The sequence below is a fragment of the Streptomyces sp. NPDC020965 genome (genome assembly GCF_044333555.1).
Lineage (GTDB): Bacteria > Actinomycetota > Actinomycetes > Streptomycetales > Streptomycetaceae > Streptomyces.
This window is the reverse complement of record NZ_JBIRRE010000006.1, coordinates 192604-219087: the sequence shown is the minus strand read 5'-3', so window position 1 is coordinate 219087 and position 26484 is coordinate 192604. Positions and strand designations below refer to the sequence as shown.

General features: G+C 71.8%; 20 protein-coding genes. 11 read left to right on the top strand and 9 right to left on the bottom strand.

Annotation, left to right across the window (positions count from 1 at the left end):
* Positions 1–8 precede the first annotated feature (8 nt).
* Genes ACH4S7_RS20050 through fxsT form a run of 3 tightly spaced genes read left to right on the top strand, consistent with a single transcriptional unit; the run spans position 9 to position 5924 of the window.
* Positions 9–665 (top strand): TIR-like protein FxsC, encoded by a 657-nt coding sequence (locus tag ACH4S7_RS20050; protein ID WP_398522555.1) that lies wholly within the window; start codon positions 9–11, stop codon positions 663–665.
* Between the two features lies 1 nt (position 666).
* Entirely contained in the window at positions 667–1947 is a 1281-nt protein-coding gene (fsxC, locus tag ACH4S7_RS20045; RefSeq protein WP_398522554.1) for an FxsC protein, read from the top strand.
* On the top strand, positions 1944–5924 hold the full coding sequence (gene fxsT, locus ACH4S7_RS20040; RefSeq protein WP_398522553.1) for an FxSxx-COOH system tetratricopeptide repeat protein: 3981 nt from the start codon (positions 1944–1946) through the stop codon (positions 5922–5924). The genes fsxC and fxsT overlap by 4 nt, the downstream gene beginning before the upstream one ends.
* A gap of 66 nt (positions 5925–5990) precedes the next feature.
* On the opposite strand, the gene ACH4S7_RS20035 is transcribed toward fxsT, so the two are convergent.
* The gene (locus tag ACH4S7_RS20035; RefSeq protein WP_398522552.1) at positions 5991–6932 is read right to left on the bottom strand and encodes an alpha/beta fold hydrolase; all 942 of its coding nucleotides are present in this window, start codon (positions 6930–6932) and stop codon (positions 5991–5993) included.
* A 316-nt stretch (positions 6933–7248) separates the two neighbouring features.
* The gene (locus tag ACH4S7_RS20030) at positions 7249–8109 is read right to left on the bottom strand and encodes a (2Fe-2S)-binding protein (RefSeq protein WP_398522551.1); all 861 of its coding nucleotides are present in this window, start codon (positions 8107–8109) and stop codon (positions 7249–7251) included.
* Between the two features lie 383 nt (positions 8110–8492).
* Here ACH4S7_RS20030 and ACH4S7_RS20025 point away from each other — a divergent pair, with 383 nt between their 5' ends.
* Genes ACH4S7_RS20025 through ACH4S7_RS20010 form a run of 4 tightly spaced genes read left to right on the top strand, consistent with a single transcriptional unit; the run spans position 8493 to position 14378 of the window.
* A complete protein-coding gene (locus tag ACH4S7_RS20025; protein ID WP_398522550.1) occupies positions 8493–9689 on the top strand; it encodes an acetyl-CoA carboxylase biotin carboxylase subunit family protein in 1197 nt (398 codons plus the stop codon).
* A complete protein-coding gene (locus ACH4S7_RS20020; protein WP_398522549.1) occupies positions 9686–11419 on the top strand; it encodes an IucA/IucC family protein in 1734 nt (577 codons plus the stop codon). Before ACH4S7_RS20025 ends, ACH4S7_RS20020 begins: the two co-directional genes overlap by 4 nt.
* Positions 11416–13167, top strand: a complete 1752-nt coding sequence (locus tag ACH4S7_RS20015) for an IucA/IucC family protein (RefSeq protein ID WP_398522548.1) — start codon at positions 11416–11418, stop codon at positions 13165–13167. Before ACH4S7_RS20020 ends, ACH4S7_RS20015 begins: the two co-directional genes overlap by 4 nt.
* The gene (locus ACH4S7_RS20010; protein ID WP_398522547.1) at positions 13164–14378 is read left to right on the top strand and encodes a type III PLP-dependent enzyme; all 1215 of its coding nucleotides are present in this window, start codon (positions 13164–13166) and stop codon (positions 14376–14378) included. Before ACH4S7_RS20015 ends, ACH4S7_RS20010 begins: the two co-directional genes overlap by 4 nt.
* 400 nt (positions 14379–14778) lie before the next feature.
* Here the strand turns inward: ACH4S7_RS20010 and ACH4S7_RS20005 are convergent, their stop codons facing one another.
* On the bottom strand, positions 14779–15435 hold the full coding sequence (locus ACH4S7_RS20005) for an HD domain-containing protein (protein ID WP_398522546.1): 657 nt from the start codon (positions 15433–15435) through the stop codon (positions 14779–14781).
* A 498-nt stretch (positions 15436–15933) separates the two neighbouring features.
* On the opposite strand from ACH4S7_RS20005, the gene tgmA reads away from it, so the two are divergent.
* Positions 15934–16125: a putative ATP-grasp-modified RiPP gene (gene tgmA / locus ACH4S7_RS20000; protein WP_398522545.1), complete on the top strand. Its 192-nt coding sequence runs from the start codon at positions 15934–15936 to the stop codon at positions 16123–16125.
* 43 nt (positions 16126–16168) lie between these two features.
* Positions 16169–17104 (top strand): ATP-grasp ribosomal peptide maturase, encoded by a 936-nt coding sequence (gene tgmB / locus ACH4S7_RS19995; protein WP_398522544.1) that lies wholly within the window; start codon positions 16169–16171, stop codon positions 17102–17104.
* A 145-nt stretch (positions 17105–17249) separates the two neighbouring features.
* On the opposite strand, the gene ACH4S7_RS19990 is transcribed toward tgmB, so the two are convergent.
* The 5 genes from ACH4S7_RS19990 to ACH4S7_RS19970 all read right to left on the bottom strand — a co-directional run bounded on the left by ACH4S7_RS19990 (position 17250) and on the right by ACH4S7_RS19970 (position 22919).
* Positions 17250–17459 (bottom strand): YbdD/YjiX family protein, encoded by a 210-nt coding sequence (locus ACH4S7_RS19990; protein ID WP_398522543.1) that lies wholly within the window; start codon positions 17457–17459, stop codon positions 17250–17252.
* On the bottom strand, positions 17456–19576 hold the full coding sequence (locus ACH4S7_RS19985) for a carbon starvation CstA family protein (protein ID WP_398522542.1): 2121 nt from the start codon (positions 19574–19576) through the stop codon (positions 17456–17458). Before ACH4S7_RS19985 ends, ACH4S7_RS19990 begins: the two co-directional genes overlap by 4 nt.
* Before the next feature lie 497 nt (positions 19577–20073).
* Positions 20074–21360 (bottom strand): hypothetical protein, encoded by a 1287-nt coding sequence (locus ACH4S7_RS19980; protein WP_398522541.1) that lies wholly within the window; start codon positions 21358–21360, stop codon positions 20074–20076.
* Between the two features lie 51 nt (positions 21361–21411).
* A complete protein-coding gene (locus ACH4S7_RS19975; protein WP_398522540.1) occupies positions 21412–21924 on the bottom strand; it encodes a SigE family RNA polymerase sigma factor in 513 nt (170 codons plus the stop codon).
* A gap of 239 nt (positions 21925–22163) precedes the next feature.
* A complete protein-coding gene (locus tag ACH4S7_RS19970; protein ID WP_398522539.1) occupies positions 22164–22919 on the bottom strand; it encodes a nucleotidyltransferase domain-containing protein in 756 nt (251 codons plus the stop codon).
* A gap of 238 nt (positions 22920–23157) precedes the next feature.
* Between ACH4S7_RS19970 and ACH4S7_RS19965 the strand changes: the two genes are divergently transcribed.
* Entirely contained in the window at positions 23158–24576 is a 1419-nt protein-coding gene (locus ACH4S7_RS19965) for a cytochrome P450 (RefSeq protein WP_398522538.1), read from the top strand.
* Positions 24577–24632: 56 nt separating this feature from the next.
* Positions 24633–25367 carry a Type 1 glutamine amidotransferase-like domain-containing protein gene (locus tag ACH4S7_RS19960; protein WP_398522537.1) on the top strand — a complete coding sequence of 245 codons (735 nt, stop codon included), beginning with the start codon at positions 24633–24635 and terminating at the stop codon, positions 25365–25367.
* 6 nt (positions 25368–25373) lie between these two features.
* On the opposite strand, the gene ACH4S7_RS19955 is transcribed toward ACH4S7_RS19960, so the two are convergent.
* Positions 25374–26369, bottom strand: coding sequence for a zinc-binding dehydrogenase (locus ACH4S7_RS19955; RefSeq protein WP_398522803.1), 996 nt, complete (start codon positions 26367–26369; stop codon positions 25374–25376).
* Positions 26370–26484 lie beyond the last annotated feature (115 nt).

Genomic DNA, 26484 nt, shown 5'->3' with positions numbered 1-26484 from the left:
GCCATGCCGTGACCCATCCGTTGGCAGCCGCGCGGGCGCTGCCCACCGCCGGGGACCCGTACTTCTTCCTCAGCTACGCCCGGGTCCCCGCCACCGAGGAGGAACGCGGCCGGGGGCACCCGGACCAGGACCTGGTCGACTTCCACCGGGAGCTGTGCCGCCACATCATGCAGCTCACCGACCACGACGGCACCGAACCGCCCGGCTTCCTCGACCGGCAGATGGGTATCGGCGCCGACTGGGAGAGGAACCTCAAACACGCCCTGGCGACCTGTCAGGTCTTCGTCCCCGTCTACACGAAGCGCTACTTCTCCCGGGAGTGGTGCGGCAAGGAGTGGGACGCCTTCGCGCGGCGGCAGGCCCGCCAGCACGAGACCCGGCCCTATACGGTCAACGCGATCGTTCCCGTCCTGTGGCTCAGCCCCGCCCATCTGGATCTGCCGCCGGTCGCCGAGGCGGTCCAGTACCTCCACCCGGACCTCGGCCCCTCCTACCTCACGATGGGCCTCTACGGACTGCGGGAGGCCGGCTACGCCATCCAGTACCGGCGCGTCGTCTGGGGCATCGCCCAGACCATCGTGAAGGTCGCCCAGCAGGCCCGCCTCGATCCCTGTGACACCGGACTGTTCGACCATCTCCGCAATGTGTTCGAGGAGGGACCGTAGGATGCCGCTCTTCTTCCTGAGTTACGCGCGGATCCCCGGCGACCGGCGCACCGGACCCGACCCCGACCGGCTGGTCTTCGACTTCTACGGCGCGCTCAGCGACCGGGTCGCCGCGCACGCCGGGGCGGGCGGCGCGGACGCCGGATTCGTCGAACGGCCCCACACCACGGGAGAGCAGGTCGTCCGGGCGCTCTCCGACTGCCGTGCCTTCGTACCGCTCTACTCCCAGCGGTACTTCACCGACCCGCGGTGCGGACGCCAGTGGACCGCGATCACGAGGCGGTCCGCCCCGGCGCCCGCGCCCCGGATCGTGCCCGTGCTCTGGACGCCCTATCCGGCCGCATCGGTGCCCGAAGCCGTCCATGAGACCCCCGCCGTACCGGAGAGCGCCGGTGACGCGGAGGAGAGCTATGCCGCGCTGGGGCTCCACCAACTGCTCGACCTGGAGGAGGAACAGGCCCTCCGGATCGTCGACTGGCTCGCCCGCCGCATCGCCGGGACCCCGCCGGTCCACCGCGCGCCGTCCGACCCCGGCCCGTCCGACTGGGCGCCGTCCCGCCTCGACCCGGCCGGTCTCGATTCCGCCGGCCTCGCCCGGCTGCCCGACGCCTTCGCGACCCGGCCGCCCCGGCCCCCGCTGCGCCTCACCGTCCTCGCCCCGTCCGAGCAACGGCTGCCGATCGGCCGCGGGAGCGCGCGCTACGGCCCGCGCCCGCTCGACTGGCGCCCGTACGGCCCGGCCGCTGGCGGCCCCGTGGCCGAACAAGCCGGGGAGCTGGCCCGCAATCTGGGCTTCGCCCCGGAAGTGGTCTCCTTCGACAAGGCGCTCGTCGAACTCCGGAGCGTCGGGGCGCCCACCGCGCCCTGGGTCCTCATCGTGGACCCCTGGGCGCTCCAGGACGTCACGGCGGCCCGCCAGGCGCGGGAGTTCGACACCGCGCGCCGGCCCTGGACCGCCGTACTGACCGCGCTGGCCGACAACGACCCCCAGACCACGGAGCATTCCGAACGGCTGCGCGAGTTACTGGAATCCACCTTCCCCCGACATCTGCGCGAAGGCAGAATAGGGCAGCAATCAGCCGTTCGTGGTCTTCGCACCGCCGATGTATTCGCGCTCTGGTTCGGGGAGTTGGCGGAGTCCGCGTATATGCGATACCTGCGATACATTCAGCCGCGATCGTCCCCACCGGGCCCCTCGACGGGGCCCGCCCCGGGGACACCGCCGGCGGCCGGTGCCGGCGCGCCCGGCACGGACGAGGGCGGCGCGGAGGCCAGGCCATGACCGGTGAGCACGCGGGCAGGATCATCACGTTCTACTCGTACAAGGGGGGCACGGGCCGGACAATGGCCCTCGCCAACACCGCCTGGATCCTGGCCTCCTCCGGCCAGCGGGTCCTCGTGGTCGACTGGGACCTCGACGCCCCGGGGCTCGACCGTTTCCTGCACCCCTTCCTCGACCGGGACAAGCTCGACTCCACACCCGGCGTCCTCGACCTGGTCAGCCGCTTCAACCAGGCCCTGCTGGAACAGCTGCGGCCGGCCGAGGCCGCGTACCCGGGCTGGGGCGGTGAGCGCCCGCCCGCGGTCGACGCGGAGTGGGTCGCCGAGCGGGCCCGTTTCAACCACTGCCTCATTCCGGTCATCTGGGAATTCCCGCGGAACGGCCGGCTCGATTTCCTTCCCGCCGGCACCAAGAACAAGGGATATCTCAGCGCCTTCTCCCAGTTCGACTGGAAACCCTTCATGGAGGGCCCGCTCGCGACGGAATTCATCGAGGCCGTCAAACGGCAGTTCACCCAGAACTACGACTACGTCCTCATCGACAGCCGTACCGGCCTCAGCGATATCTCCGACATCTGCACCGTCAATCTGCCGCACACCCTGATCGCCTGTTTCACCCCGAGCAGTCAGAGCATCGACGGCGCCGCCGCGGTCGCCGAGCGCATCGAGGCGATGTACGGGAACCGGAACATCCGCATCCTGCCCGTGCCGATGCGGGTCGAGGACACCAACGGCCAGGCCGACCGGCTCGATGCCGCCCGCGCCCAGATCCGGCTGCGCTTCGGCCGCCTCCTCGAACGGCACAGCTCCGTCCCGCCGCACGACTACTGGGGCACGGTCGAGATCCCGTACCGGCCCGCGTACTCGTACGAGGAACTGCTCGCCCCGTTCCGGGACACCCCCGGGAGCCACTCCTCCCTGCTCGCCGCCTACGAACGGCTCACCGCCGTCGTCTCCGACGGCGAGGTCACCGCGATGCCCCGGATGGAGGAGGGCACCCGCCAGCGCTACCTCGATCTCTTCACCCGCCGGCGCCCGCTCGACGTCTCCGACGTCTACATCAGCCACGCCCCCCAGGACCGCACCTGGGCCGACTGGATCCGGTCCGTCCTCGAAGCCGCCGAATTCCGGGTCCATCTGACCGAGGAGGGCACCGACGACGGCGTACGGCTCAAGGCCGACACCGAGCGCGGGGTGGAGGCCACCTCCCACACCCTCGCCGTCCTCTCCGGCGCGTATCTGCGCTCCTCCCGGTTCCGGGCCACCTGGGAGACGGTCTTCTCGCCCGACCGCCTCGGCAACCGCCGCCATCTGGTGCCCGTCCGCGTCGAAGAGGTGGCACTCAGCTCGCCCTTCACCGATCAGCTCGTCGACCTCACCCGCTGCGCCACCGAGGACTCCGCCCGGGAGGCCCTGCTCGCCGCCTTCGACGTGGCACCCGAACCGCGCGCGTCCGGCCACTACACCGGCGCCGACCGGCTCGCCCCCCGCTACCCCGGGGCCGAGCCGCCCGTCTGGTCGGTTCCCCTGCGCACCACGTCCTTCACCGGCCGCACCCAACTCCTGGAGACCATCAGGGAACGGCTGCGCACGGGGCGGCGGACGATACTGCTCCGGGGCATGGGCGGCGTCGGGAAGACCCTGCTCGCCCAGGAGTTCGCCCACCGCTACAAGGGCGACTACGACGTGGTCTGGCACATCCAGGCCGAACAGCGCAACCTCGCCGTCGAACAGTACGCCGCGCTCTCCCCGTGGCTCGGGCTGACGGAACGGAAGAACCCCACCGACACGGCACGCGGCGTCCGGGATGCCCTCGACCGGGGCGAGCCGTTCCACCGCTGGCTGCTCATCCTCGACAACGCCGACGAGGCCGACAGCCTCACCGACTTCCTCGCCCACGGCCCGTCCGGCCACATCCTGGTCACCACCCAGCGCTCCGAGGGCTGGGGCAGTGGGGCCGAGACCGTCGAGGTCGGGGTGTTCACCCGTACGGAGAGCATCAGCCATCTGCGCCGCCGGCTCCCCGATATCGGCCCCGACGAGGCCGATCTCCTCGCGGACGCCCTCGGCGATCTGCCGATCGCCGTCGAACAGGCCGCCGCCGGAATCAAACAGACCGGTCTGGGCGCCCGGGAGTACGTCCGCCTGCTCCAGAAGCCCGTTACCGCCGACGGCACGCCGGACGAGGGCGACCAGGTCGCCGACTTCACCAAGACCACGGGCGGCACCTGGGACTTCGCCATCGGACGACTGCGGGAGAACTACCCGCCGGCGGTCCGGCTGCTCCAACTCTGCTCCTACTTCGGCCCCGAACCCATCTCGATGGACCTCCTGGAGGGAGTCGAGATCGCCCGCGCGCTCGGGGGCGGACGGACGGTGGCCCGCGCCTACCAGGAATTGAGCCGGTTCGCCCTGCTCCGGGTGGACCGCAAGGCCCGGAGCGTCCAGGTGCACCGGCTCATCCAGCTCTCCATGCGCCACAGCATGACCGAGGAGGAGGGGGCGGAGGCCCGGGAGATGGTCTACCGCGCGCTGATCGCCGCCCGGCCAGGCAAGGACGACCCCGAGGACCCCAGCACCTGGGACAGGTACCGGATCATCTGGCCGCACCTCGGCACCCCCTGGGCCCTCGTCACCCCCGACGACGGCGTCCGCGAGCTGATCGTCGACCGGGTGCGCCAGCTCCGCCGTCGCGGCGAACTCGCCCAGGCCCGCGAACTCAGCGAGAAGTGCGTCGCCGGCTGGAGCGCGGCGGGTGATCCGGACGAACGCTGGACGCTCCACATGCGCTTCCAGATCAGCAACATCCTGCGCGCGCAGGGACGGTACGAGGACTCACTCGCCCTCGACCGCGAGGTGCTGGCCCGACAGCTCGACATCCTCGGCGACCAGGACGACCAGCACGTCCTGATGACCACCAGCAGCATCGCCGCCGACCTGCGGGGACTCGGACGGTTCACCGAGGCGCTGCGGTACGACCGGGAGACGCACGGCAGATACAGCGAGGTGTACGGGGACGACCATCCGCGCACCCTGACCTCGGCCAACAACCTGGCCGTCTCGCTCCGGGCGTCCGGTGACTACTACGCCGCCCGGGACCTGGACCGCGCCACCCTGGAGACCCGGGAGGAGATCCTCTTTCCGGACCATCCGCTGACCATCGAATCGGCCGTCAACCTCGGACGTGACCTGCGGGACTGCGGTGACTTCACGGCCTCGGTCAATCTGCTCAAGCGCGCCCACGACCGCTGTCTGCGCAATGTCGAACTCACCGAGGGCGCGCCGACCGTGCTCAACACCGTCAAGGGGCTGGCGGGATCGCTGCGCGCGGCCGGGCGCCGGGGGGAGGCCGAGCAGTTCACCCGGCACGTGCTCCAGCACATGCCGTCGGGGGAGACGGGCGAGTCCCCGGAGCGGCTGCTCATGGAGATGAACCTCGCCGGCGATCTGATGGCGCTGGGCCGTGCGGCCGAGGCGCTGGATCTGGTGCGCGACGTGCTCGCGGGACTCCGGCGCGCCCTCGGCGCGCACCATCCCTCCACCGTGGCGTGCGCCGCCAACCACGCCGTCCATCTGCTGCGGAGCGGCGACGCCGCGGAGGCCGAGACGATGCTGGAGCGATCCGTCTCCGACTTCACCGGACTGCTCGGCGACCACCATCCCCATGTGCTGGTCTGCCGGCTCAACCTGGCCAACGCCCGTGCCGCGCGCGGGCGGTTCGAGCAGGCCCGCGGGGCCTATGAGGCGATCTTCGACCGACTCCGCGAAGTCCTGCGGTCCAGCCATCCGACGACCCTGGTGTGCGCCGGCAATCTCGCGGCCGTGCTGCGGGAGCTGGGCGACGCCCCCGCGGCGGACGCCCTGCGCGACCGGGCGCTGACCGAGATGATCAAACAGCTCGGTGCCGACCACCCGCGGACGGTGGCCCTCCAGTCGTGGCGGTGGAGCGGACTGGAGATCGAACCGCACCCCATCTGACGGCCCTCCGCCGCACCGACTTCCGGGCCGTTCACCACGGGCCCCCCGGCCCGGCCCGGACAGGGCCTAGCGGGTCGGGGCGGCGCGCAAGCCCCGGTCGCGGACCCACGCCAGGATCGGCGGCAGGGCGGGCAGGGCCGCGAAGTGCGCGGCGGATGGCTGGAGCACCGCGACCGCGCCCGGGATCCGCTCCGCCAGCCAGTGGAAATGGCTCACGGGCGCGAACACGTCATGCTCGCCGTGCCACAGCAGTACCGGCACCTCCCGGATCAGCTCCGGACAGAACCCCCAGGGCTTGCGGAGCGACACCAGATCGTCCACCCAGCCGGTGGGCTCCGGCGGGTCGTCCCACTCGGTCCGGCCGGCGGTGGACTCTCCGACGGCGGAGAGGTAGTTCACCAGCAGCAGATCGCGGATTCCGGCGTCTTCGACGACCCGGCGGTCCGCCTCCGGCATCTCCCGGGAGAGCGAGCTGAGGAGCGAGGAGGGGTTCCTGCGGATGGCATCCGCGTTGCGGGCGAGCTGCGCACCCAGTTGGGTCAGATCCGGAGCGTGCCGGGCCATCAGCGTATAGGTCGCCACATTGGACTCGGCCATGCCGGCCAGCCACTCCAGGCCCATCGCGTCCGGCGGGGCCACGGAGACCACGGCGGCGGCGCTGGCCACCCGGTCACGGTCGATCGCGGCACAGGCCAGCGCGTGCGGACCGCCCCCGGAACGACCCACCACGGAGTACCGGGGGATGTCCAGCGCGTCGGCGACGGCCCGGACGTCGGCGGCGGCGTCCACGACGCTCCGGCCCGCGTGACGGTCCGACTGTCCGTACCCCGGGCGGTCGTAGGCGATCAGCCGGATCCCGAGCTTGTGGAGGTCGAAGGGGCGCGGCCGGGGACCCAGCCGGCTTCCGGGCGTGCCGTGCAGGAGGAACACGGGGTGACCCCGGGGGTCTCCCCACTCCTCGTACGCCAGTTTCCCGTCGCGGTCGGGCGCTTGCACGAAACCGGACACCCGTTGCCTCCCGTCGCCAGCGGCTCGGCCGGAACGGCATATCTGTCCACGATCGTGGACAACGAGCTGTTCCGCAGCGCTCTAATCGGCCGAATCGCCCGGGTACATCGGACAGCTGCCGTGTCGGGGGCGGATCCGGGTCGGGTGACCGTGGGCGGGCTGCCCGTCCACGGTCACCCGAAGGGTCGGCACGACGGTAGCGGACGGGCCCGCCGCCCGCCCGGCCTTCGCCCCGGGGCGCCCGCGTTCCGGGGGTGACGCGGCACCGCCCGCGTTGACGCCGGCGCCCCCCGCCGGGGGGACCACGGGACAGCCTCTACGGTGCCGTCTCCTCGAACCGGCGCAGCCGCTCCGCATCGGGGACCCGGGGGCAGGTGCCGCACGCCTCGGCCGGGCGGATCGTGTAGTAGAGGCAGCAGCCCATCCGGGTCCGGGTGGGGTACGTCCGCCCGTCCCCGCCGGTCAGCACGCGGAAGTCCGCACCGCCGGGGAACGGCCCCACCGCCCCGGGCAGCAGCGCGTCCGCCGCCCGGATCGCCCGCTCCTCGTCGCCGAGCATTCGTCCCGCGTACCAGACGCCCGAGATCAGGTCGTCGGTCACCATGCCCCAGAGCGCGCGGGGCCCCCGCCGCAGCCGGGGTCCCATCGCCGCCAGCAAGGGGCGCACCTGATCGGCCACCGCGGTCCGCAGCGTGTCCCGCAGCGCGGCGGCGTCGCGGAGTACCCGTACCCCGGGCAGCCCGGCGGCCGGATCGTCGGGGAGACAGGAGAACCCGCCGGGGACGACCGCGTACGCGTCCCTCGTTCGGCTGATTCTGATCGCATCCTGCCGCAGCAGCGGCACCCGGCGTTCCAGATACCACGGGCCGCTCAGCAGCAGACAGGTCGACCAGAGCAGGCCGTGCAGCGTCCGGGAGGCGACGACATCGGGCCGGGCGGTGTGCGCGTAGCGCTCCTGGACGCGGTCCGCCTCGGCATCCAGGAACGAGTCGAGCAGCTCGGGGCGGTGCGACAGCTCCGAGCTGTCGATCCAGCCCTGGGCGGCGGGTGTGTGCGGTTCCGCCACCACCAGGTCAAGGGCGTCGCAGAGGGATGCCAGCCGTCGGTAGGTGGCGGCGAGCAGGGTGGAGCAGCTGAGGGCAGCTCCGGCAGGTGCCAGCGCCGGGGCCAGGGTCACGGGTACTCCTCAAGGGGCGGAACAGCGGCGGGGGCCGGGGGGAAGCACGACCGGAGGGCGATCGGAACCCGGGAACGATCGGAACCCGGGCACGATCGGAGGTGCGGAACCGCCGGGGGTGGTCAACCGGGCGGGGCGTGTAGGTAAGGCTCACCTTAACCACATCTTCGGACCGGATCGTTAACTGGGGTCGCGACGTGGCTAATTGGCATTCTTAGGGATGCCTAACCTAAGCTCCGGTTGATGATCCGGAGCGACCGGAGCCCCCGCGACCAGGCAGTTCGTCCCTGCGCCGCAGGCCGGGCCGCCCCGGTCGGTCCTGCCGTTTATCCGTTCCTGCCTGTCCCCTGCCCAGCGAATGCGCGCGCGGAAGTATTTCACCCATGCAGATGTATGTGCTCGCCCTCAATCCCACCGACTCGGTCACCGAGGGCTTCCTTCCCGCCGCACGCCGACTCGGTCTCGGTGTCACCCTGCTGACGGATCAGCCGGAGGCGCACCGGGACCGCTACCGCCACTCCCATCCCGGCGTCGAGATCCTGCCGTGCGACGTCCGCGACTTCCACGCCGTCATCACCAGGATCTCCACCCACCGCGCCCCGGACGCCGTCTTCAGCAACAGCGACCACCTCCAGACCCAGACCGCGCTGGCCGCCGCGTTCTTCGGCCTGCCCGCCAAGAACTGGCGGGCCACGCTCCGGACCAAGGACAAGGCACAGACCCGCCGGGGGCTCGCCGCCACCGAAACGGTGCGTTCGGTGGAGCTGGCGGGCGATCAGGACCCCGCCGAACTGGCCGCGCTCGACCTCCCGTACCCCTGTGTGGTCAAACCGCGCGAAGGGGTCGCCAGCGAGGACGTCATCTGGGTCGAGCGGCCCGGCGACCTCGTCCGCCACTGCCGTGAGATCCGGACCCGGCGCCCGGGGGCCGCGCTGGTCGCCGAGGAGTACCTGCCCGGCGAGCTGTACACCTTGGAAACCCTCGGCGACGGCACCCGCCTCCACGTCCTCGGCGGATTCCACACCCGGCTCTCCCCCCTGCCGTACTTCATCGAGGAACGGCTGTCGTTCGTCCCCGCCCACCCGGAGTCCGTCGTCGACCAGGTACGGGAGCGGCTGGACGCGCTCGGGGTGGGGCTCGGCGCCTGCCACACCGAGTTCGTCGTCCACGAGGGCAGGGTGCGGATCATCGAAGTCAACTACCGGGCCATCGGCGACCAGTGCGACCTCCTCCTCGCCGAGGTCCTCGGCATCCCCCTCTTCGACCACATCCTCCGCACCCACCTCGGCGAGCCGCTCCCCGCCGACCTCGGCGCCCGCACCGACGGAGCCGCCCGCCTCGACTACCCCTGCGCCGACCGCGCCGGCACCCTCACGGCCGCGCCGGGCCCGGTCGACAGCACCGTCGACGGCGTACGGCTGACCTACCGTCCGACCCGTGCCGTCGGCGAACGCCGCGCGCTGCACCACACCAACCGTGACTTCCTCGGCATCCTCCGGGCCACCGGCACGGACCGGACGGCCGTGGACCGGGCCGCCGAGGACTTCCTCGCCCGGCAGACCTGGGAGATCGCACCGTGACCCGGCGGGACCACGCCACCGACCCGCTGCTCCCGGTCCTCGACGCCCTGCTCCGCGAGGACGTCGTCGGCCTGCGCACCCGGAGCACCCCACTGGAACGCCCGGACGGCGGCTGGCTCCGGCTCGCCACCACCGACCACGACGCCCTCCTGCTGCCGGTCCGGTCCGTCACCCCCGGGTTCCAGTGCGCCACCGAGGCCCGGCTGCCCCTGCTGCGCCGGGAGTCCGACGGCACCGAACTGACCACGGCCGACTCCATCCTCACCGCCCTCGCCGCCCTCGCCGACCCCCGCGACCGTGGCGGATTCGCCGACTTCGCCACCGAATGCCGGCAGGCACTCGCGGCCCGCCGCCTGCACACCGCGACCCGCGACGAGGTCGTCGGCCGGCTCGTCGCCCACCACGGCGACCGGCCCGCCCACTGGACCGGACTCGGCGCCGGACTCGCCTTCGACACCCTCGCGGCCCGGCACGACCACCCCGTCCACCCCACCTCCCGCGGCCGGTCCGGGCTCACCGACGACGACCTGCGCGCCTACGCGCCCGAATTCCACCCCCGCTTCCCGCTGCGCGGTCTGGTGCTGCCCCGGGACCGGGTCACCACCCACGGCTGGGGCCCGGACGACCTCTTCCCCCGGCCCCCCGGCGTGGCCGACGACCACATCGTCCTCCCCGTCCATCCGCTCACCGCGGGCGCGACCCTGCGCCAGGCCCTGCGGGCCGCCGGGCTCGACGGCAGCGCCACCCTGACCGACGGGCCGCACCCGCAGGCCGTACCGACCCTGTCCATGCGGACCGTCGCCCTCACCGCCGACCCCCGCACCCACCTCAAGCTCCCCCTGGCCACCTCCACCCTCGGCCGCCTCAACCGGCGCACCATCAAACCCGGCACCCTCGCCGACGGGGTGGCGGGCCAGCGCCTGCTGGAGAAGGTCATCGCCCACGAACCCCGCTTCCAGGGCACCGTCCTGCACGCCGACGAGACCCGGTACGCCCACGCCGGCCACGAACTCCTCGCCGTCCTCGTACGCCGCTATCCGGACGACCTGGAGAACGCCGTCGTCCTGCCGATGGCGGCCCTGCTGAGCCAATCCCCCGCCGGGAGGCCGCTCGTGGACGATCTCGCCGACCGCTTCTACGACGGCGATCCGCTCACCCTCCTCGACGCCGTTCTCACCCTCCTCTTCGACTGGCAGACCACCCTCTTCGGCCATGGCATCGCGCTGGAGTCCCACCAACAGAACATCTCCCTGATACTGGACCGGCCCGGCGACCGCACCCGGCTGCGGCTGCTGCTCAAGGACAACGACGGACCGCGCGTCAACACGGTCCGGCTGCGCGAGACCCTGGGCGACGACGCGGCGGACTTCCACGACCCCCGCGTCCGCACCGAACACGACGGGCCGATACTCGATCTGTTCACCACCATCACCGTCCACCTCTGCGCGGGCGCCTACGCCTTCGGACTCGCCCGCCATGGACACGCGCCGCTGGAACGGCTGCTGGCTCTCATACGTGACCGGCTCGCCGCCGCCGCCGACCGGCTCGGCACCGGCCCGGGGGAGCCCGGCGCCCTCCTACGGACCCACGTCCTGGACGCGGCACAGTTGCCCATCAAGGCAATGATCACGGCGGGCACACTGCTCGCCAAGGAGAGATCAGGGGCTTTGGACATCAACAAGCACTACGGCACGGGGCCCAACTATCTGCTGCGGGGGAGCGAACGATGACGAGCACCACACCCGACCGCCCCACCCAGGCGGCGGGCCCCCCGCCGGGCCTGCCCACCGCATCCGACGCGGTCGCCCACACTCTGCTCAACTGCCTGCTCAGAGAGGTCTCGGGCCTGGAGCACCAGACCGCCGTCAGCGGCGGACGGCTGCTGCTGCGCCTGCCCCGCCGCGGCGTGCTGCTCCGCGTCGACCTGCGCCGCACCTCCCTCCTCGGCGCCCACCGCTTCACCGGACCCGTCACCGAACGGACCGGGACCGGCTGGACCGAGGTCGGCTGGCGCCGGCTCGCCGAGTACACCCACGCCGAACTCTCCCTCCGCACCGGCGTACGGAACGACGAGTTCCTGCCCCAGATCGCCGCCAGCCACCGGGGAGTCTCCGCCGCCCTCGCCGCCCACCGCCGCCTCGGCGCCACCGGCGGCGACCCGCTCGCCACCTATCTGGCCTCCGAACAGTCCCTCGTCCTCGGCCACCGCTTCCACCCCACCCCCAAGGCCCACGGCGGCGACCCCGCGGCCTGGTCCGCGTACGCCCCCGAGGCCGGCGTCTCCTTCCCGCTCCGGCTGCTCGCCGTGCGCGAGCCGCTGATCGCCCAGGAGTGCGCCGAGCCCGGCGCCGCCGATCCGCTGGACCGACTGCGACCGGTGCCCCCCGGGTACCGGCTGCTGCCCACCCACCCCTGGCAGTACGACCAGCTCAGCGACCGGCCCGCACTGCGCGCCGCGCTCGACCGGGGAGACATCCTCGACCTGGGCCCCGGCGGCGGGCACTTCACCCCCACCGCATCCGTACGGACCCTCTACGACGGTGACACCTTCCTCAAATTCAGCCTCAACGTCCGGATCACCAACTGCGTCCGGAAGAACGCCCACTACGAACTCTCCGGCGCGGTCGCCCTCACCCGACTGCTCGCCCCCGCCCTCGCCGACCTGGCCGCCCGCTTCCCGCACACCGGGATGCTCCGGGAACCCGCCTACCGCAGCGTCTCCCTCACCGGCCCGGACGGCCGGCGCGACACCGGACTCCTCGAAGGCTTCGGAGTGATCGTGCGCGAGGGGCTCGGCGGACGGCTGCGGCCCGGTGTGACCCCTCTGCTGGCCGCCGCGGTCGCCGACGAGTACCCCACCGGGCCCGCCCATGTCTCCCGCCTGGTGGGCCGGGACCCCGCCGCGGCCCTCGGCTGGTGGCGGGCCTATCTGGACCTGCTCGTACCGCCCGTACTGGCCGCCTACTTCGACCACGGTCTGGTCCTCGAACCCCACCTCCAGAACGTCATCGTCTGCGTCGGCCCCGACGGCGGCCCCGCCCAGATCCTCTTCCGCGACCTGGAGGGCACCAAGCTGCTCCCGGAGCACCACGCCGAGGCCCTCGCCGCGCTGCCCCCCGAAGTCGCGGGACCGATGACCTACGACGCCCGGCGCGGCTGGGACCGGGTCGTGTACTGCCTGCTCGTCAACCACGTCGCCGAACTGCTCGCCGCCCTCGCCGACCTGCACCCCCGGGCCGAACCCGCCCTCTGGGCCGCGGTCCGCCACACCCTCGACCGGTGCGCCGACGACCTCGGCCGCCCCCGGCCGCTGACGGCGCTGCTCGCCGGCGGCCCGCTGCCCGCCAAGGCCAATCTGCTCGCCCGCTGGGAGCGTTCGGCCGACCGCAACGCGGGATACGTGCGGCTGCCGTCCCCCCTCGCCACGGACATCCTGTCCGGGGCGACCCGCGCCGACGCCGACCGGAGCCCCCGATGATCACCGCCGCCGTCCGGGACCTCGCCCGGTCCCTGCCCGCCACCGGGCTGCCCGCCTACCTGTACGACCTGGACGCGCTGCGCCGACACGCCGCGTCCGTCAGGGCCGCGCTGCCCGAACGGGTCGAGCTGTACTACGCCGCCAAGGCCAACCCGGAACCGGAGATCCTGACCGCACTCGCCCCGTACACCGACGGCTACGAGGTCGCGTCCGGCGGTGAACTCGCCCATGTGCGCGCGGCCGTGCCGGACCACCCGCTGGCCTTCGGCGGACCCGGCAAGACACCCGCCGAGATCGAGTCAGCCCTGCGGCTGGGGGTGGCCCGGTTCCATGTGGAGAGCGCCCACGAACTGGCCGTGCTGGCGGAGCTGGCCGCCCGCGCCGCCACCCCGGTCGGCGTACTGCTCCGCGTCAACCTGCCCGTGCCGGCGGGGCTGCTCGCCGGGAGCGCGCTCGCCATGGGCGGCCGGCCCGCGCCCTTCGGCATCGATCCCACCGAGGCGGACGCCGTTCTCCACCGCCTCACCGGCACCCCCTGGTTGGAGCCGCACGGCGTCCACGCCCATCTCGCCAGCGGACTCGACGCCCCGGCGCAGCTCGCCGTCGCCGGCTCCGTCCTGGACTGGTCCGCCGCGCTCGCCGCGCGCCACCGCGTCCCGCTGCGCGAGGTGAACATCGGCGGCGGGATGGCCGTCGACTACGCCCGCCCGGCGAGCCGGTTCGACTGGACCGCCTACGGCGCGGGCCTCGCCCGGCTCGCCGGCGACCACCCCGACACCGTCCTCCGGATCGAACCGGGCCGGGCGCTCACCGCCTACTGCGGCTGGTACGCCACCGACGTCCTGGATGTGAAGCGCAGCCACGGGGAGCACTTCGCGGTCGTCCGCGGCGGTACCCACCATCTGCGGACCCCCGCGACCAAGGGCCACGACCAGCCGTGCGCCGTGCTGCCCGTCGCCGACTGGCCCCATCCCTGGCCCCGCCCGGCCGCCGGCGACGGACCGATAACGCTGGTCGGTCAGCTCTGCACCCCGAAGGACGTTCTGGCGAGCGGTGTCCCGGCGGACGGACTGCGGGCGGGGGACCGGGTGGTGTTCGCCCTGGCCGGCGCGTACGCCTGGAACATCTCCCACCACGACTTCCTGATGCACCCCCGGCCCGGCTTCCACTTCCTCGGCGCCCCCGCGGCGGAGGAACCGCTCACCCCCTGACCGCGGGCCGTCCCGTAACGCCGCGCCCCGTCGGCCCGCCCTGCCTTCGCCGCGTCATGATGTATCCCCCCGGCGGCCGGGCGCGTGGTTGCTCGGGGAGGGCGTACGGGCGGCCGCCGTGCTCCTGGTCCGCCGCTGCCGCCGTGCTGGTCACAACGGTGGGCCGGGGCGCGGCCCGACGTACGCACCGATAACCCGGTGCCAGGACGGTGGTCCCCGGGTTAGCTTCGGCCGTATGAGGGATGAGTCCGGAGGGACCGCGCCCCTGGTGCCGTGTGCCCGGCCGGCCGGGGGCGCCGGCGTCACTTCGCGCGCCCGCGCCCCGGCCGGATCCGGTCGCCGCCCCCGTACCCCGGCGGATCGGCCGGGCCGGGGCCGCGGCGCGACTTCCGGGCGGAGTTCATTCGGGCCAGGGGGAGTCCAGAATCGTTTGCACGAAATCACCGCGCTCGAATCCCGGCGCGTAGTGCGCGAGGACATCCGCCTTCACATTGCCGAACGTGGTCTCCGGCTTCGGCCGGATTCCCTCGGCGAAGGCATCCAGGATGCGTCGTTTGAAGTCCGGCCGGGGATGCAGAGTGACGACCTCGGCACGGTCCGCCGCGGAGATTCCGGTGAAATCGATACCGAGTACGTCGTACTCGACTCCCGCGGTCACCAGTGCCACCTCGGGTTCCATGAACGCGGGAATGCCGGGCGTGGTGTGCAGGGCGATGGCGGTCCACACTCGGCGGACACTGTCCTCGGGAACCTCGTGGCTCCGCAGAAAGCGGCGCGCCTCGTCGGCGCCGTCCACCTCGAAGCGCCGGCCACTGTCGTGGAATCGTTCGCCGAGACCGAGATCGTGGAACATCGCCCCGATGTAGAGCAGCTCGGGATCGAAGGAGAGATCTCGTGCGCGGCCCTGGAGCGCGCCGAAGAAGTAGACCCGGCGCGAATGGTCGTAGATGAGCCGGCTCGTGGTGTCACGGACCAGTTCGGTGGCCTCCCGGGCCAGCCGGGTGTCCGGTACCCGCACGCCGGCGGTCGGGGGATGGGTGCTCGTCACCGTCTTCACAGCCTTTCCTCGTACGATCCCGCTGGGTTCCGTCGATCCTGTCAGCTCCTGCCGGTTCCGGGGGATCCCTCGCCGACAAGGGGGAATCATCAGGTCGGGGCCCGTGTCGCCCAGGCGGCCCGCGGCTGGGGCTCACGCATCAGAAACGCGATATCACGCTGTGCTCATGGAACGAGGGGAGATCCATATGACTATTGGTGCGATCGTGCCCAGAGTGACTGCTGTGGCGAATGGTGACGGAGGTCACCTCCCGATCCGGTGCACGGAATTGCGTGTTCGAGCGTCTCTATAAGTGTCAGGAAAACGTCAACGACCCGTGCGCGTGTAGGTGTTCGCGGTGTGGGTGTACAGCCACTCGGTTCGAGGACGTACGACTGGCTGGCAGTTTTCGGCAATATGACGGTACGTGATGAAACGACTACATCGCATCCGTGTATTGCTCCTCATTGTGGCCACGTAGTGGCCCCCGGACAGTCTTATGTGGGCCAGGGAGAAAGCATGAAACCGTTCGCGTGGAACTACGCACGTCCGGCCGAGCTGGCGCCTGTCATCGACCAGTACTCGTATGACGCCACTCTGCAACTGAACGTGCTGCCCGACGGGCGCCCCGCCATCATGGACAGGGCGCTGCTCGCCGCGGTCGGCACCACCACGTCGACCGCCGGTTCGGCGACCCACTTCGACGACTGAGAAGCCGCGACCGAGTATCACGACCGAGATTTCACGACACACGATGACCGTTCTGATCCTGACCTGTGAGCAGGATGTGACCGCGGACATGGTGGTGGCTCAGCTACACAAGCGAGGCGCCCCGCTGGTCCGCTTCGACCCCGCCGACCTTCCTGGCGAGGGTGCCCTGTCCGCCGAGTTCGTCCGGGGTGAGTTCCGTGGCTATCTGTCCACGGGCGGACGCGTGGTGAGCATGGACGGTCTGCGCTCCATCTGGGTGCGCAGACCCGGTGAGCCGGCCGCCCATGCCGGCGAGCCCTCGCCCTGGCTCACCGCGGAGAGCGGACAGGCGCTGTACGGCGTGCTGGAGTGCACGGCGGCCCGCTGGATGAACGATCCCGGCGCGGCCGCCAGGGCGCGACTGAAACCGTGGCAGCTACGCCTCGCGCACCGCAGCGGGTTCCCCGTGCCCGCCACGGTCGTCACCACCTATCCGCGGGTCGCCCAGCAGTTCGCGGACCAGTACCGGCACGTCGTGGTGAAGGCGGTGTCCGGAAAGCCGCCGAACGATCCGCCGATGGCGCTGCCGACCACCCTCGTACCGCCCGGCACGGACTTCTCCGAGGTGGCGGCCGGCCCCACGCTGCTCCAGCGGTACGTCGCCAAACGGGCGGACATCCGGCTGACGAGCGTCGGTGACGAGACGTTCGCGGCGCGGAAGGTCGCCGAACCCGGCCAGGTGGACGGCCGGTACGGGGAGACCGGCCACGACTGGGAGGCCGTGGCCGTGCCCGCGGGCGTCCAGCGGGCCGTCACGCTGTACCGGAAGCTCTCCGGGCTCGCCTACGGCGCCTTCGACTTCGCCGAGGACGGCGACGGCACCTGGTGGTTCCTGGAGTGCAACCAGGGCGGCCAGTTCGGCTTCATCGAGCTGCAGACCGGGCAGCCGATCGCCGACGCGGTCGCCCGCTGGTTGAGTTCCCCGACCATGGACGAGTAGACGCCTGGACGAGTAGCCGACGAGGCGGCAGCGCCGCGCTCCGGGGGAGCGGGCGGAGCCGGGTCCGTACGGGGGCGGAGGGAGTACGGCGGTGGTGGTGGCGCGCCCTGCCGGACGTGCCACCACCACCGCAGTGGCGGGCCGGTCAGCAGCAGCGGGACCCCGGCTCCGCCTCCTGCCGGCGGGCGAGGATCCGCTGGAACTCGCGCCTGGTCGGCGGGGGTACCCCCGGACGGTCGCGGCGCAGCCGCTCGCAGTGCCGCTCGTACGCCGTCTCCCCGGTGACTTCCCGCAGATACCGGTGGACGGCGCGCACGCGCAGGCCCACGCCCCGCAGCAGGCTTCCCGCGCTCATGGGCGGACCCCCGTGAGTTCCTCGGCCGGGGCGTCGAGCTTCGAGGCCACATACGGTGCCTCGGACGTCGTCGGCGGCACCGAGGAGCGCAGCGTCCGGACGCAGACCACCGCCGCGTTGACGATGACCGTGCTGACCAGCACCACGAAGAGGACGATCAGCACCCCGTCCACGGTGGAGTTGGTGACGATGGTGTGCATATCGTCCATGCTCTTGGCGGGCGGCAGGACCTTGCCGGCGTCGATGGCGTCCGCGAACCTGTCCCGCTGGGCGAAGAAGCCCACCCGCGGGTCGGATGAGAGGACCTTCTGCCAGCTCGCGGTGAAGGTGACGGCCACGGTGAAGGCGAGCGGGACACCGGTCACCCACGCCCAGCGGAACCGGCCGGACTTGATCAGCACGGTGGTCGCCACGGTGAGGGCGACGGCGGCGAGCAGTTGGTTGGCGATCCCGAACAGCGGGAAGAGCTGGTTGATCCCGCCGAGCGGGTCGGTGGCCCCGGCGTGCAGGAAGTACCCCCACCCGGCCACGACCAGCGCGCTCGCCAGCCAGATCCCCGGCTTCCAGTTGACCCGGCCGAGCGGCTTCCAGACGTTGCCCAGCATGTCCTGGAGCATGAAGCGACCCACCCGGGTACCGGCGTCCACGGTCGTCAGGATGAACAGGGCCTCGAACATGATGGCGAAGTGGTACCAGAACGCCTTCATGCCCTCCCCGCCGATGACGTCGGAGAAGATCTGCGACATGCCGACCGCGAGCGTCGGTGCCCCGCCGGTGCGCGCGACCAGCGTGCTCTCCTCGACCGCCTTCGCCGCCGCGGCCAGTTCCTCCGGCGAGATGGTGAAGCCCAGATCGGCGACGGCCCGGGAGGCGGATTCGACGGTCGAGCCGAGTAGACCGGCCGGCGCGTTCATGGCGTAGTACAGGCCCGGGTCGAGGACCGCTGCGGCGATCAGCGCCATCACGGCGACGAACGACTCCATCAGCATGGCGCCGTACCCGATCATGCGGACCTGGGACTCCTTCGCGATCAGCTTCGGAGTGGTGCCCGAGGAGACGAGCGAGTGGAAGCCGGAGAGCGCGCCGCAGGCGATGGTGATGAAGAGGAACGGGAAGAGGGACCCCGCGAACACCGGGCCCGCCCCGGAGGACGCGAACGAGCTCACCGCGTCCGCCTGGAGCACCGGTGCGGCGAACAGCACGCCGAGGGCGAGCAGCGCGATGGTGCCGATCTTCATAAAGGTGGAGAGGTAGTCGCGGGGCGCCAGCAGCATCCACACCGGCAGGACCGAGGCGATGAATCCGTACCCGACGAGACAGAAGACCAGCGTGGTCGGGCTGAGCGTGAAGGTGTCCTTCAGCCCCGAGTTCTCGATCCACCCGCCGCCGACGATCGCGAGCAGCAGCAGGACCACCCCGATGAGACTGGTCTCCAACACCCGCCCCGGGCGCAGGATATGCAGATAGAAGCCCATGAACAGGGCGATCGGGATGGTCATGGCGACCGAGAAGGTGCCCCACGGCGAGTGGGCGAGGGCGTTGACCACGACCAGTGCCAGCACCGCCAGCAGAATGATCATGATGATGAAGACGGCGATGAGTGCCGCGGCGCCGCCCACCGCGCCGATCTCCTCCCGGGCCATCTGCCCGAGGCTCTTGCCGTCCCGGCGCATCGACAGGAACAGGACCACCATGTCCTGCACCGCCCCGGCGAAGATCACTCCGAAGACGATCCAGATCGTGCCCGGCAGGTAGCCCATCTGCAGGGCCAGTACGGGACCCACCAGCGGGCCCGCGCCCGCGATGGCGGCGAAGTGATGACCGAGCAGCACCCGGCGGTCGGTCGGCTGGTAGTCGACGCCGTCCTCCAGCCGCTCGGCGGGAGTCGCTCGGGTGTCGTCCGGCCTGAGCACCCGGGTGGCGATGAAGCGCGAGTAGAAGCGGTAGGCGATGGCGTACGAGCCCAGGGCGGCGCCGACCAGCCAGACGGCCGAGATCTCTTCACCGCGGGCCAGGGCCAGCACGCCCCAGCAGATCGCGCCGGCCACGGCGACGGTCGTCCACAGCAGGATCGATTTCGGTTGGGCCCGGAAGACGGGCAGGGGGGACCGGGTCACGCTGGCTCCTCAGGGGACGGGTCGCGTCCGCCACGCCGCCGTGGGGGCGGCGGGGGACACATCGGACGGGGAGGACCATCCGGAGGACGCCGGCCCCCTCGGCGGGGAGGCGAGGGACGCGTCCGGGTGTCCCGACACGGGGAGCGGGGGCGTCCGTCGGCGGTGTCGGCGTCCCTCGGACGGGAGCGACGACGGGTCGGGGGCCGGGGTGGGTTCCCCGGGCCGTGCGCCTGCTCGACACCGTCACTCCCGCCCTTCCCGTCACTCCCGTCACCGGGTCCTCCGTGGTGGTTGATCCCCCTGGAGTGTTCCTGACGGGCCGCGGTCGGCGGAAGAGCGCCGGACCCTCTCTCCGCGGCGACCCGGGCCGGCCACGGGGAGCGGACCGGCACCGCGCGCCCGGAAACGGGACGAGGGCGCGCGGTGCCGGCCGTTCGTGAGGGCGCGCGACCGGGAGTCCTTGGCCCATGAGCCGCGGGGGCGCCCGGTCCGTGCCGCTACTTGAACCGGTGCCAGCGCGGGCTGGTGACGATCCCGGACAACTGCTCCAGGGTGAGGGCGGGGTTCTCCCGGACCGCGGCCGAGTGCGGATACTCCGCGTTGAAGGAGGTGGCCGTGACCCGCAGCCCGTCCGGCGTGACGGTGGACGCCGACCACTCCTTGACGCCCTCCCGTTGACCCGCCTTCTGTTCGGTGGTCACCTTGCCGCCGTCCGGAGTGGCCTTCTCGACGGTGACCCGTAGATACGTCTTGACCTTCAATTTGATGTCGTACACCAGGTGATATGCCTCGTCGCGGGAGCCACCGCCACCCCGGGGCGAGTGCCCCGGGGGGATCAGTCGGGCGAGAGTCTCCCGCAGGCGCTGACCGTCGTGAGTGAGCTGATATCGCTTCGGCTCGGCGAAGACGCCGGCGTTCAGCACGCCGAATTCGGTGAACGAGCTCCCCACGAAGAGCGCCAGATTGATGAACTGCACGGGGTCCAGCGGCGGATTGCTCCGGCTGGGCGCGGCGCCCTTCGCCGCGGGCGCGTTGTACTGCCGCACATCCACCCGGAAACCGGCGTTGACGAGCCGGGACCTCTGTGCCACGACCACGCCCGGCGAGCCGGGCACCGGACGCCGGGTCTCCGCTTCGCAGTCCACCCAATCCTTCAAGAGGCCCCTTCCCTTATGGCACTTCATCGACTTCTGCTCCGCCGCGCTCTTCGGATCCGCCCGCCGGGCGGAGATCTGGACGAGCGCCTTGCCGTAGCCGTCGTCGTACACCAGCGACGCCTCGGCCTGATTGTCCGGGCCGCCGAAGTGGCTGGTGCCGCGCTGTTCGCTGAACCTCCCCTCGGGCAGCGCGATCTCCAGCAGGCGGATCATCTCGCGGGCGCTGGCGCGCATATGCCATTTGGGGTCGTTCCAGCGGGGGTCGGACTTCTCCGTCGTCCGGGGATTCTTGGGATCGTCCGGATTCCTCGCATCCGGGCTCGGCCGCCAGCTCGCGGCCCCGCTCGGCCCCGAGGAGGCCACCGACGCCTCCTGGGAGGAGTCGAACACCCCGGTCCCGTACGCCCCGGCCGTACCGGTGACGACGAGGGCCAGCAGCCCGCCGGTCACGGCGGTCACTCTGCGGCGGCGCACCCGCGACCGGCCCCGGCGCACCCCCTCCTCCAGGAGCGCGATCCGATCGATGGGGAAGGTGCCACCGGTCCGCTGCATCGCCTCGCCGAGCCGGTGGGCGAACTCGTCGTGGTCGTGGTCGTGTTCAGAGGTCAGGTCGTCGTCCATGGGCATGGTGGATCACGGTCTCCTGTCGGTGACACGGGTACGGGTGGGGCGGAGGTCTCAGGTGACCGAGAAGAAGGCGGAGAGGCTGCCGCCGAGGTGCATGCGCATCCGTGCCAGCGCGCGGGTGGAACGGGTGCGTACGGAGCCGGGGCTGGTGTCCATCGCCTCCGCGGTCTCCTCGACGCTGCGGTCCTCCCAGTAGCGGAGCACCACCACGGCGCGGTCCTTGGGCGACAGCCGCCGCAGCGCTTCGAGGAGCGCCAGGCGCAGCAGCGGATCGTTGCCCGAGACGATGGGGAGGTCGGGCAACTCTCCGACGGGCCGCTCGTCCGACGACCGCCTCCTCCGATAGGAGAGGTAGGTGCGGACGAGCACGGTCCGGGCGTATGCGGTGGGGTTGTCCACCTCGGAGATCCGGCCCCACCTCGCGTACATCCGGCCCAGGGTCTCCTGCACCAGATCCTCCGCGAGGTAGGTGTCACCGCTGGTCAGAAGGCACGCCGAGCGATACAGATGGCCTGTGAGACCGCTGGCGAACTCCATGAACTCGTCCTCGCGGGACTTTCTCATGCCCTCCCCGTCCATCCCTGTGGTTGTGCGGGGGCTCATTCGCCCCTCACCTCAGAGATGCGGTGGTGCCCCGGAAATGTTTCACCCGGCGGACCGGGTGTGAACCAGCCCACGTTTCACGGCGGTTCGGCGCCGATCGCGCAGGGCCCCCGCTCCGGGCACCGCCGGGGGGCACCGCGATCCGCTCCCGCTGATCCCGGCACCCGGCCGGGGGGACCGCTCTCCCGTACGGCCCGGGTTCAGCGACCGTCCCGCACCGTCCGGTCGATCGCCGGCCCGAGGAAGGCCGTGGTCAGCTCCGCCCGGCGGGCGAGCCACTCCGGGGTGGCCGGCTCGGGATCGCCGTACCTGCGCCGTCGGATGTCCGCCACGACCTCGGCGGGGGCACCGAGTTCCCCGGCGAGCACATCGAGCGCCGCGGCCTTGGTGATCAGCGCGCCGGTCCGCAGGGTCACCGTGGCCCGGGCCAGGGTCAGCAGGCCGAGATCGACCCAGATGTCCGCCAGCCACAGCTCGGGCCGGTCCACGAGGGGGCGCCAGTAGCCCCCCAGATCCCGCAGGACATGCTCGGTGAGCCGGCGGTCGGTCACCGGGGGCAGCACTCCTGCCGGTGGCCGGCCGTACAGGACGACACCGAACTCGTGCAGTTCGCGCCGGGTCACCGGGCTCACCGGCCGCTCGGACAACTCCTCATGGGCCCATGTGAGATGAGCGCGGTCGGTGTCATCCGCCTCCGCGGCCACGAGATAGCCGCAGTGCAGCCGGGACGCGAGCGGCAGATCGGCCGTGAGCCGTCGATGGAGTCCGCCGAGCCGCTCCCGCTCCGCGTGCGTGCACGGCTGCGCCAGGACGGCGATCAGATCGAGATCGCTACGGCCCGGCCGGTAGTCGCCGCCGCCGAGCGACCCATGCGCCCAGACCGAGAGCGGCGACAGGAGGTCCCGGACATCACCGACGAACCGATCGAGTAGCTGAAGCGTGACCTCATCCGTCATGGGGACAGTGTGGGTCAGCCGCCAGGCGCCGGCCAGACCGGCCCGGTGGGAGCGCGGCTCAGGGCCGGCGCGGCCGGACCGACAGGGGGTGTTTCCGGCCGGGCGGGGGGCGGTGGCCAAGTCGCCCTTCGAGGAGCTGAATTCACGCCGGGGGGATCACATACGGGTGGATGATCGTCCGGCGATATGCTGCCGGCTCCCGGCCGTACCACCCGTGCCCTTGCTCCCCGGAGGCATCGTGACCAGCCCGTACCCAGACCCGACCGGCACCTCACCCGTGCCCGTCCCACCCCCGGAGTGCCCCGCGCACGCCCAAGGGCTCGGCGGTCCACGGCGGTTGTACGGGGCCGAGGCCGAGGGCTCTCCGCACACGCTGTACGAGAGCCTGCGCCGGGAACACGGACAGGTCGCGCCGGTCCTCCTCCCGGGAGACCTCTCCGCCTGGCTGGTGCTCGGCCACCGGGAGAACCTGGAGGTGATGCGCGCCCCGTCGCTCTACTCCTGCGATTCCCGCCGCTGGAACGCCTTCCAGGAGGGCCGGGTCTCCGCGGACTCCCCACTGCGCCTGGTCACCGCATGGCAGCCACTGCTGGCCTTCGCCGACGGGGAGGAGCACGCCCGGCTCCGCAGCGCGATCACCGACAGCCTGGCGCTCTTCAACCGCCATGGCGTCCGCCGTCATGTCGTCCGCTACACCCACCAGCTCGTCGACGAGTTCGCCGGGCGGGGTGAGGCCGATCTCGTCGTCGACTTCGCCGAGAAGCTGCCGGTGCTCGTGATGAGCCGGCTGTTCGGCATACCCGAGCGGTACTGCGTGCCACTGGGCGCCGCGGTGCGCGACCTGGTTCAGGGCACCGGGACGGCCTTCCGGAGCAGTGACTACGTCATGGACGTCATGCGGAGGGTGGTCCAGCGGAAGAAGGACGAACCGGGCAAGGACTTCATCAGCTCACTCCTCGCCCATCCGTCGGCCCTGACCGAGGACGAGGTCTGTGAACACCTGCGGTACGCGCTGGTCGCGTCGAACGAGACCACGGTCAGCCTGATCTCCGACACGCTGCGGATGGCGCTGACCGACCCCCGCTTCCGCGGCAACCTCTCAGGCGGCCAGATGACCCTGCCGGACGCGCTGGACCAGGTGCTCTGGAACCATCCGCCGCTCGCCGTGATCCCGAACCGGTGGGCGACCGGCGACACCTCCCTCGGCGGCCAGCGGATCAAGGCCGGGGACATGGTGATGCTCGGTATCGCGGCCGGTAACGTCGACCCGGAGATCCGGCTCGATCTCGGCGCCTCGATGCACGGCAACCGCTCACACCTCTCCTTCGGGGGCGGACCGCACGAATGCCCGGGCATGGACGTCGGCCGGGCGATCATCGACACCGGTATCGACACCCTGCTCTCGCGCCTGTCCGACCTGCGGCTGGCCGTGCCCGAGGCCGAGTTGCGGATGACCGCGTCCTGGATGTCGAGCAGGCTCACCACGCTGCCCGTACGGTTCTCGGGCCCCTCGGCCCAGCAGGCCACACCTGCGGTTGGGGACACCGCCCCGTCGGCCGCGCAACCCCTGCCGGCCGCCACGCCCGCGGACGGGGCCGAGGCGTCGCTGGAACGGGCCGCCGACCCGTCCTGGTGGCGCAGGCTCTTCGGCGGCTGACCACCGGGGGGCCGTGCCCCCGCGCGGGGGACGGCGGGTCGATAGGATCATGAAGCATGAGCGCATCCGAGCCCACCATCCTGGCCACTTCCGGAGGACACCGCCTGGGCGGGCGCACCATGGTGGAGTTCAACTCCCTGGTGCACCACGGGGTCGAACTGTCGGGGGCCCACGGTCGCCGCCCCCGCGTCCTGTACGTCGGCACCGCCATCGGCGACGCCGAGCACTTCACCAGCCGGATGACCGAGGCCGCCCGGGTCGCCGGATTCGATCTGACGCCCCTGCACCTCTTCCCCATGCCGAACCTCGACGATATCGAGGGCGCGGTCCTCGACCAGGACCTCGTCTGGGTCATGGGCGGTTCGGTGGCGAACCTGCTGGCGGTGTGGCGCGTCCACGGCCTCGACGCGATCTTCCGGCGCGCCTGGCGGGCGGGGGTCGTCCTGGGCGGGGTCAGCGCGGGCTCCCTCTGCTGGTTCACCGGTGGCACCACCGACTCCTTCGGCCCCGAACTGCGCCCGCTGACCGACGCACTCGGCCTGCTGCCGTACGGCAACGGGGTGCACTACGACGTGGACAAGGGCCGCCGGCCCCTCATCCACCAGCTCGTGGCGGACGGCACCCTGCCGACCACCCACTGCACCGACGACGGGGTCGGCCTGGTCTACCGGGGCACCGAACTGGCCGAGGCGGTCACCGAGATCCCGGGTAAGGGCGCCTATCTCGTCACCCGCGACGGAGACACGGCGGTCGAGGAACGGATCGAACCCCGCGCACTGCCCCGGCCGTGAGCCCGCTCAATCGGCTCCGGCGGCACCATCGGTCGCGGTGCGGACCACCAGCTTCCCCGCGCGCCGCCCGTTCTCCAGATCCTGGTGCGCGCTCCTGATGTCGTCCAGCGCGTACACATGGACGGGCCCGAGGGAGAGCTCTCCGGCCTCGATGCGGTCGAGGAAACCCTGGAGCACATTGGCGGGCAGGTCGGCGGCGCCACCACCATAGGCGGTGAGCTGCACGCCGGTGGGCAGATAGTCGATCGGGTAGAAGTCCCGGACGATCCACTGGTTGGAGAGCATCCCGGTGAAGCAGACCGTGCCGTGGACGCGGGTGGCGGCCAGGGTGTCGGGCAGCGTGGGGGTGCCGACCAGCTCCAGCGCGGCGGCCACCCCCTCCGGCACGATCTCCCGCACCCGCGCGGCGATATCGCCGTCGTCCACCAGCGGATGGTCGACGCCGTGCGCCGCGAGGGCCTTGACGCGGTCCGGGTTGCGGGTGGTGGACAGCACGGTCGCGCCGAGGTCCTTGGCGAGCGCCGCGGCGGCGAGGCCCAGCGCCGAGGTGCCGCCCCGGACCAGGAACGTCTGCCCCCGGCGGAGATCGAGTCCGGTCGTCAGCGATCCGTAGGCGGTCTGCAGGGTCTCGGGGATGGCCCCGAGCGTCTCCCAGGGCAGTCCCGAACGGAAGGGGACGAGCTGGGAGCGCGGCACCACCGTGTACTCGGCGTAGCCGCCGTCGTAGGTCCGGCCCATGCCGCCCATGAGGGCGGCGACCTGCTGGCCGGGCTCCAGGCCGCCGTCCGGATCGGCGTCGACGGTACCGACGGCCTCGATGCCGAGTACGCGGGGGAAGGTCACTCCCTCGGCGAGACCGAGCCGGGTGTGGAGTTCGGAGCGGTTGAGACCGAACGCCTCGATCTTGACGCGCACCCAGCCCGGGGGCGGTTCGGGGATCGGCAGCTCCCGCACCCGCAGGCGTTCCACCGGACCCGGTTCGTCGAGCACGACGGCTCTCATGGTCCTGTCCAAGGTGGTCTCCTCGATCGTCCGCGAGTGCTTCCGGACATGATGACGCGGCCCCCGCGTGATCACGGGTGCGGACACCGTGAACACCGCGGACACCGCCAACAAC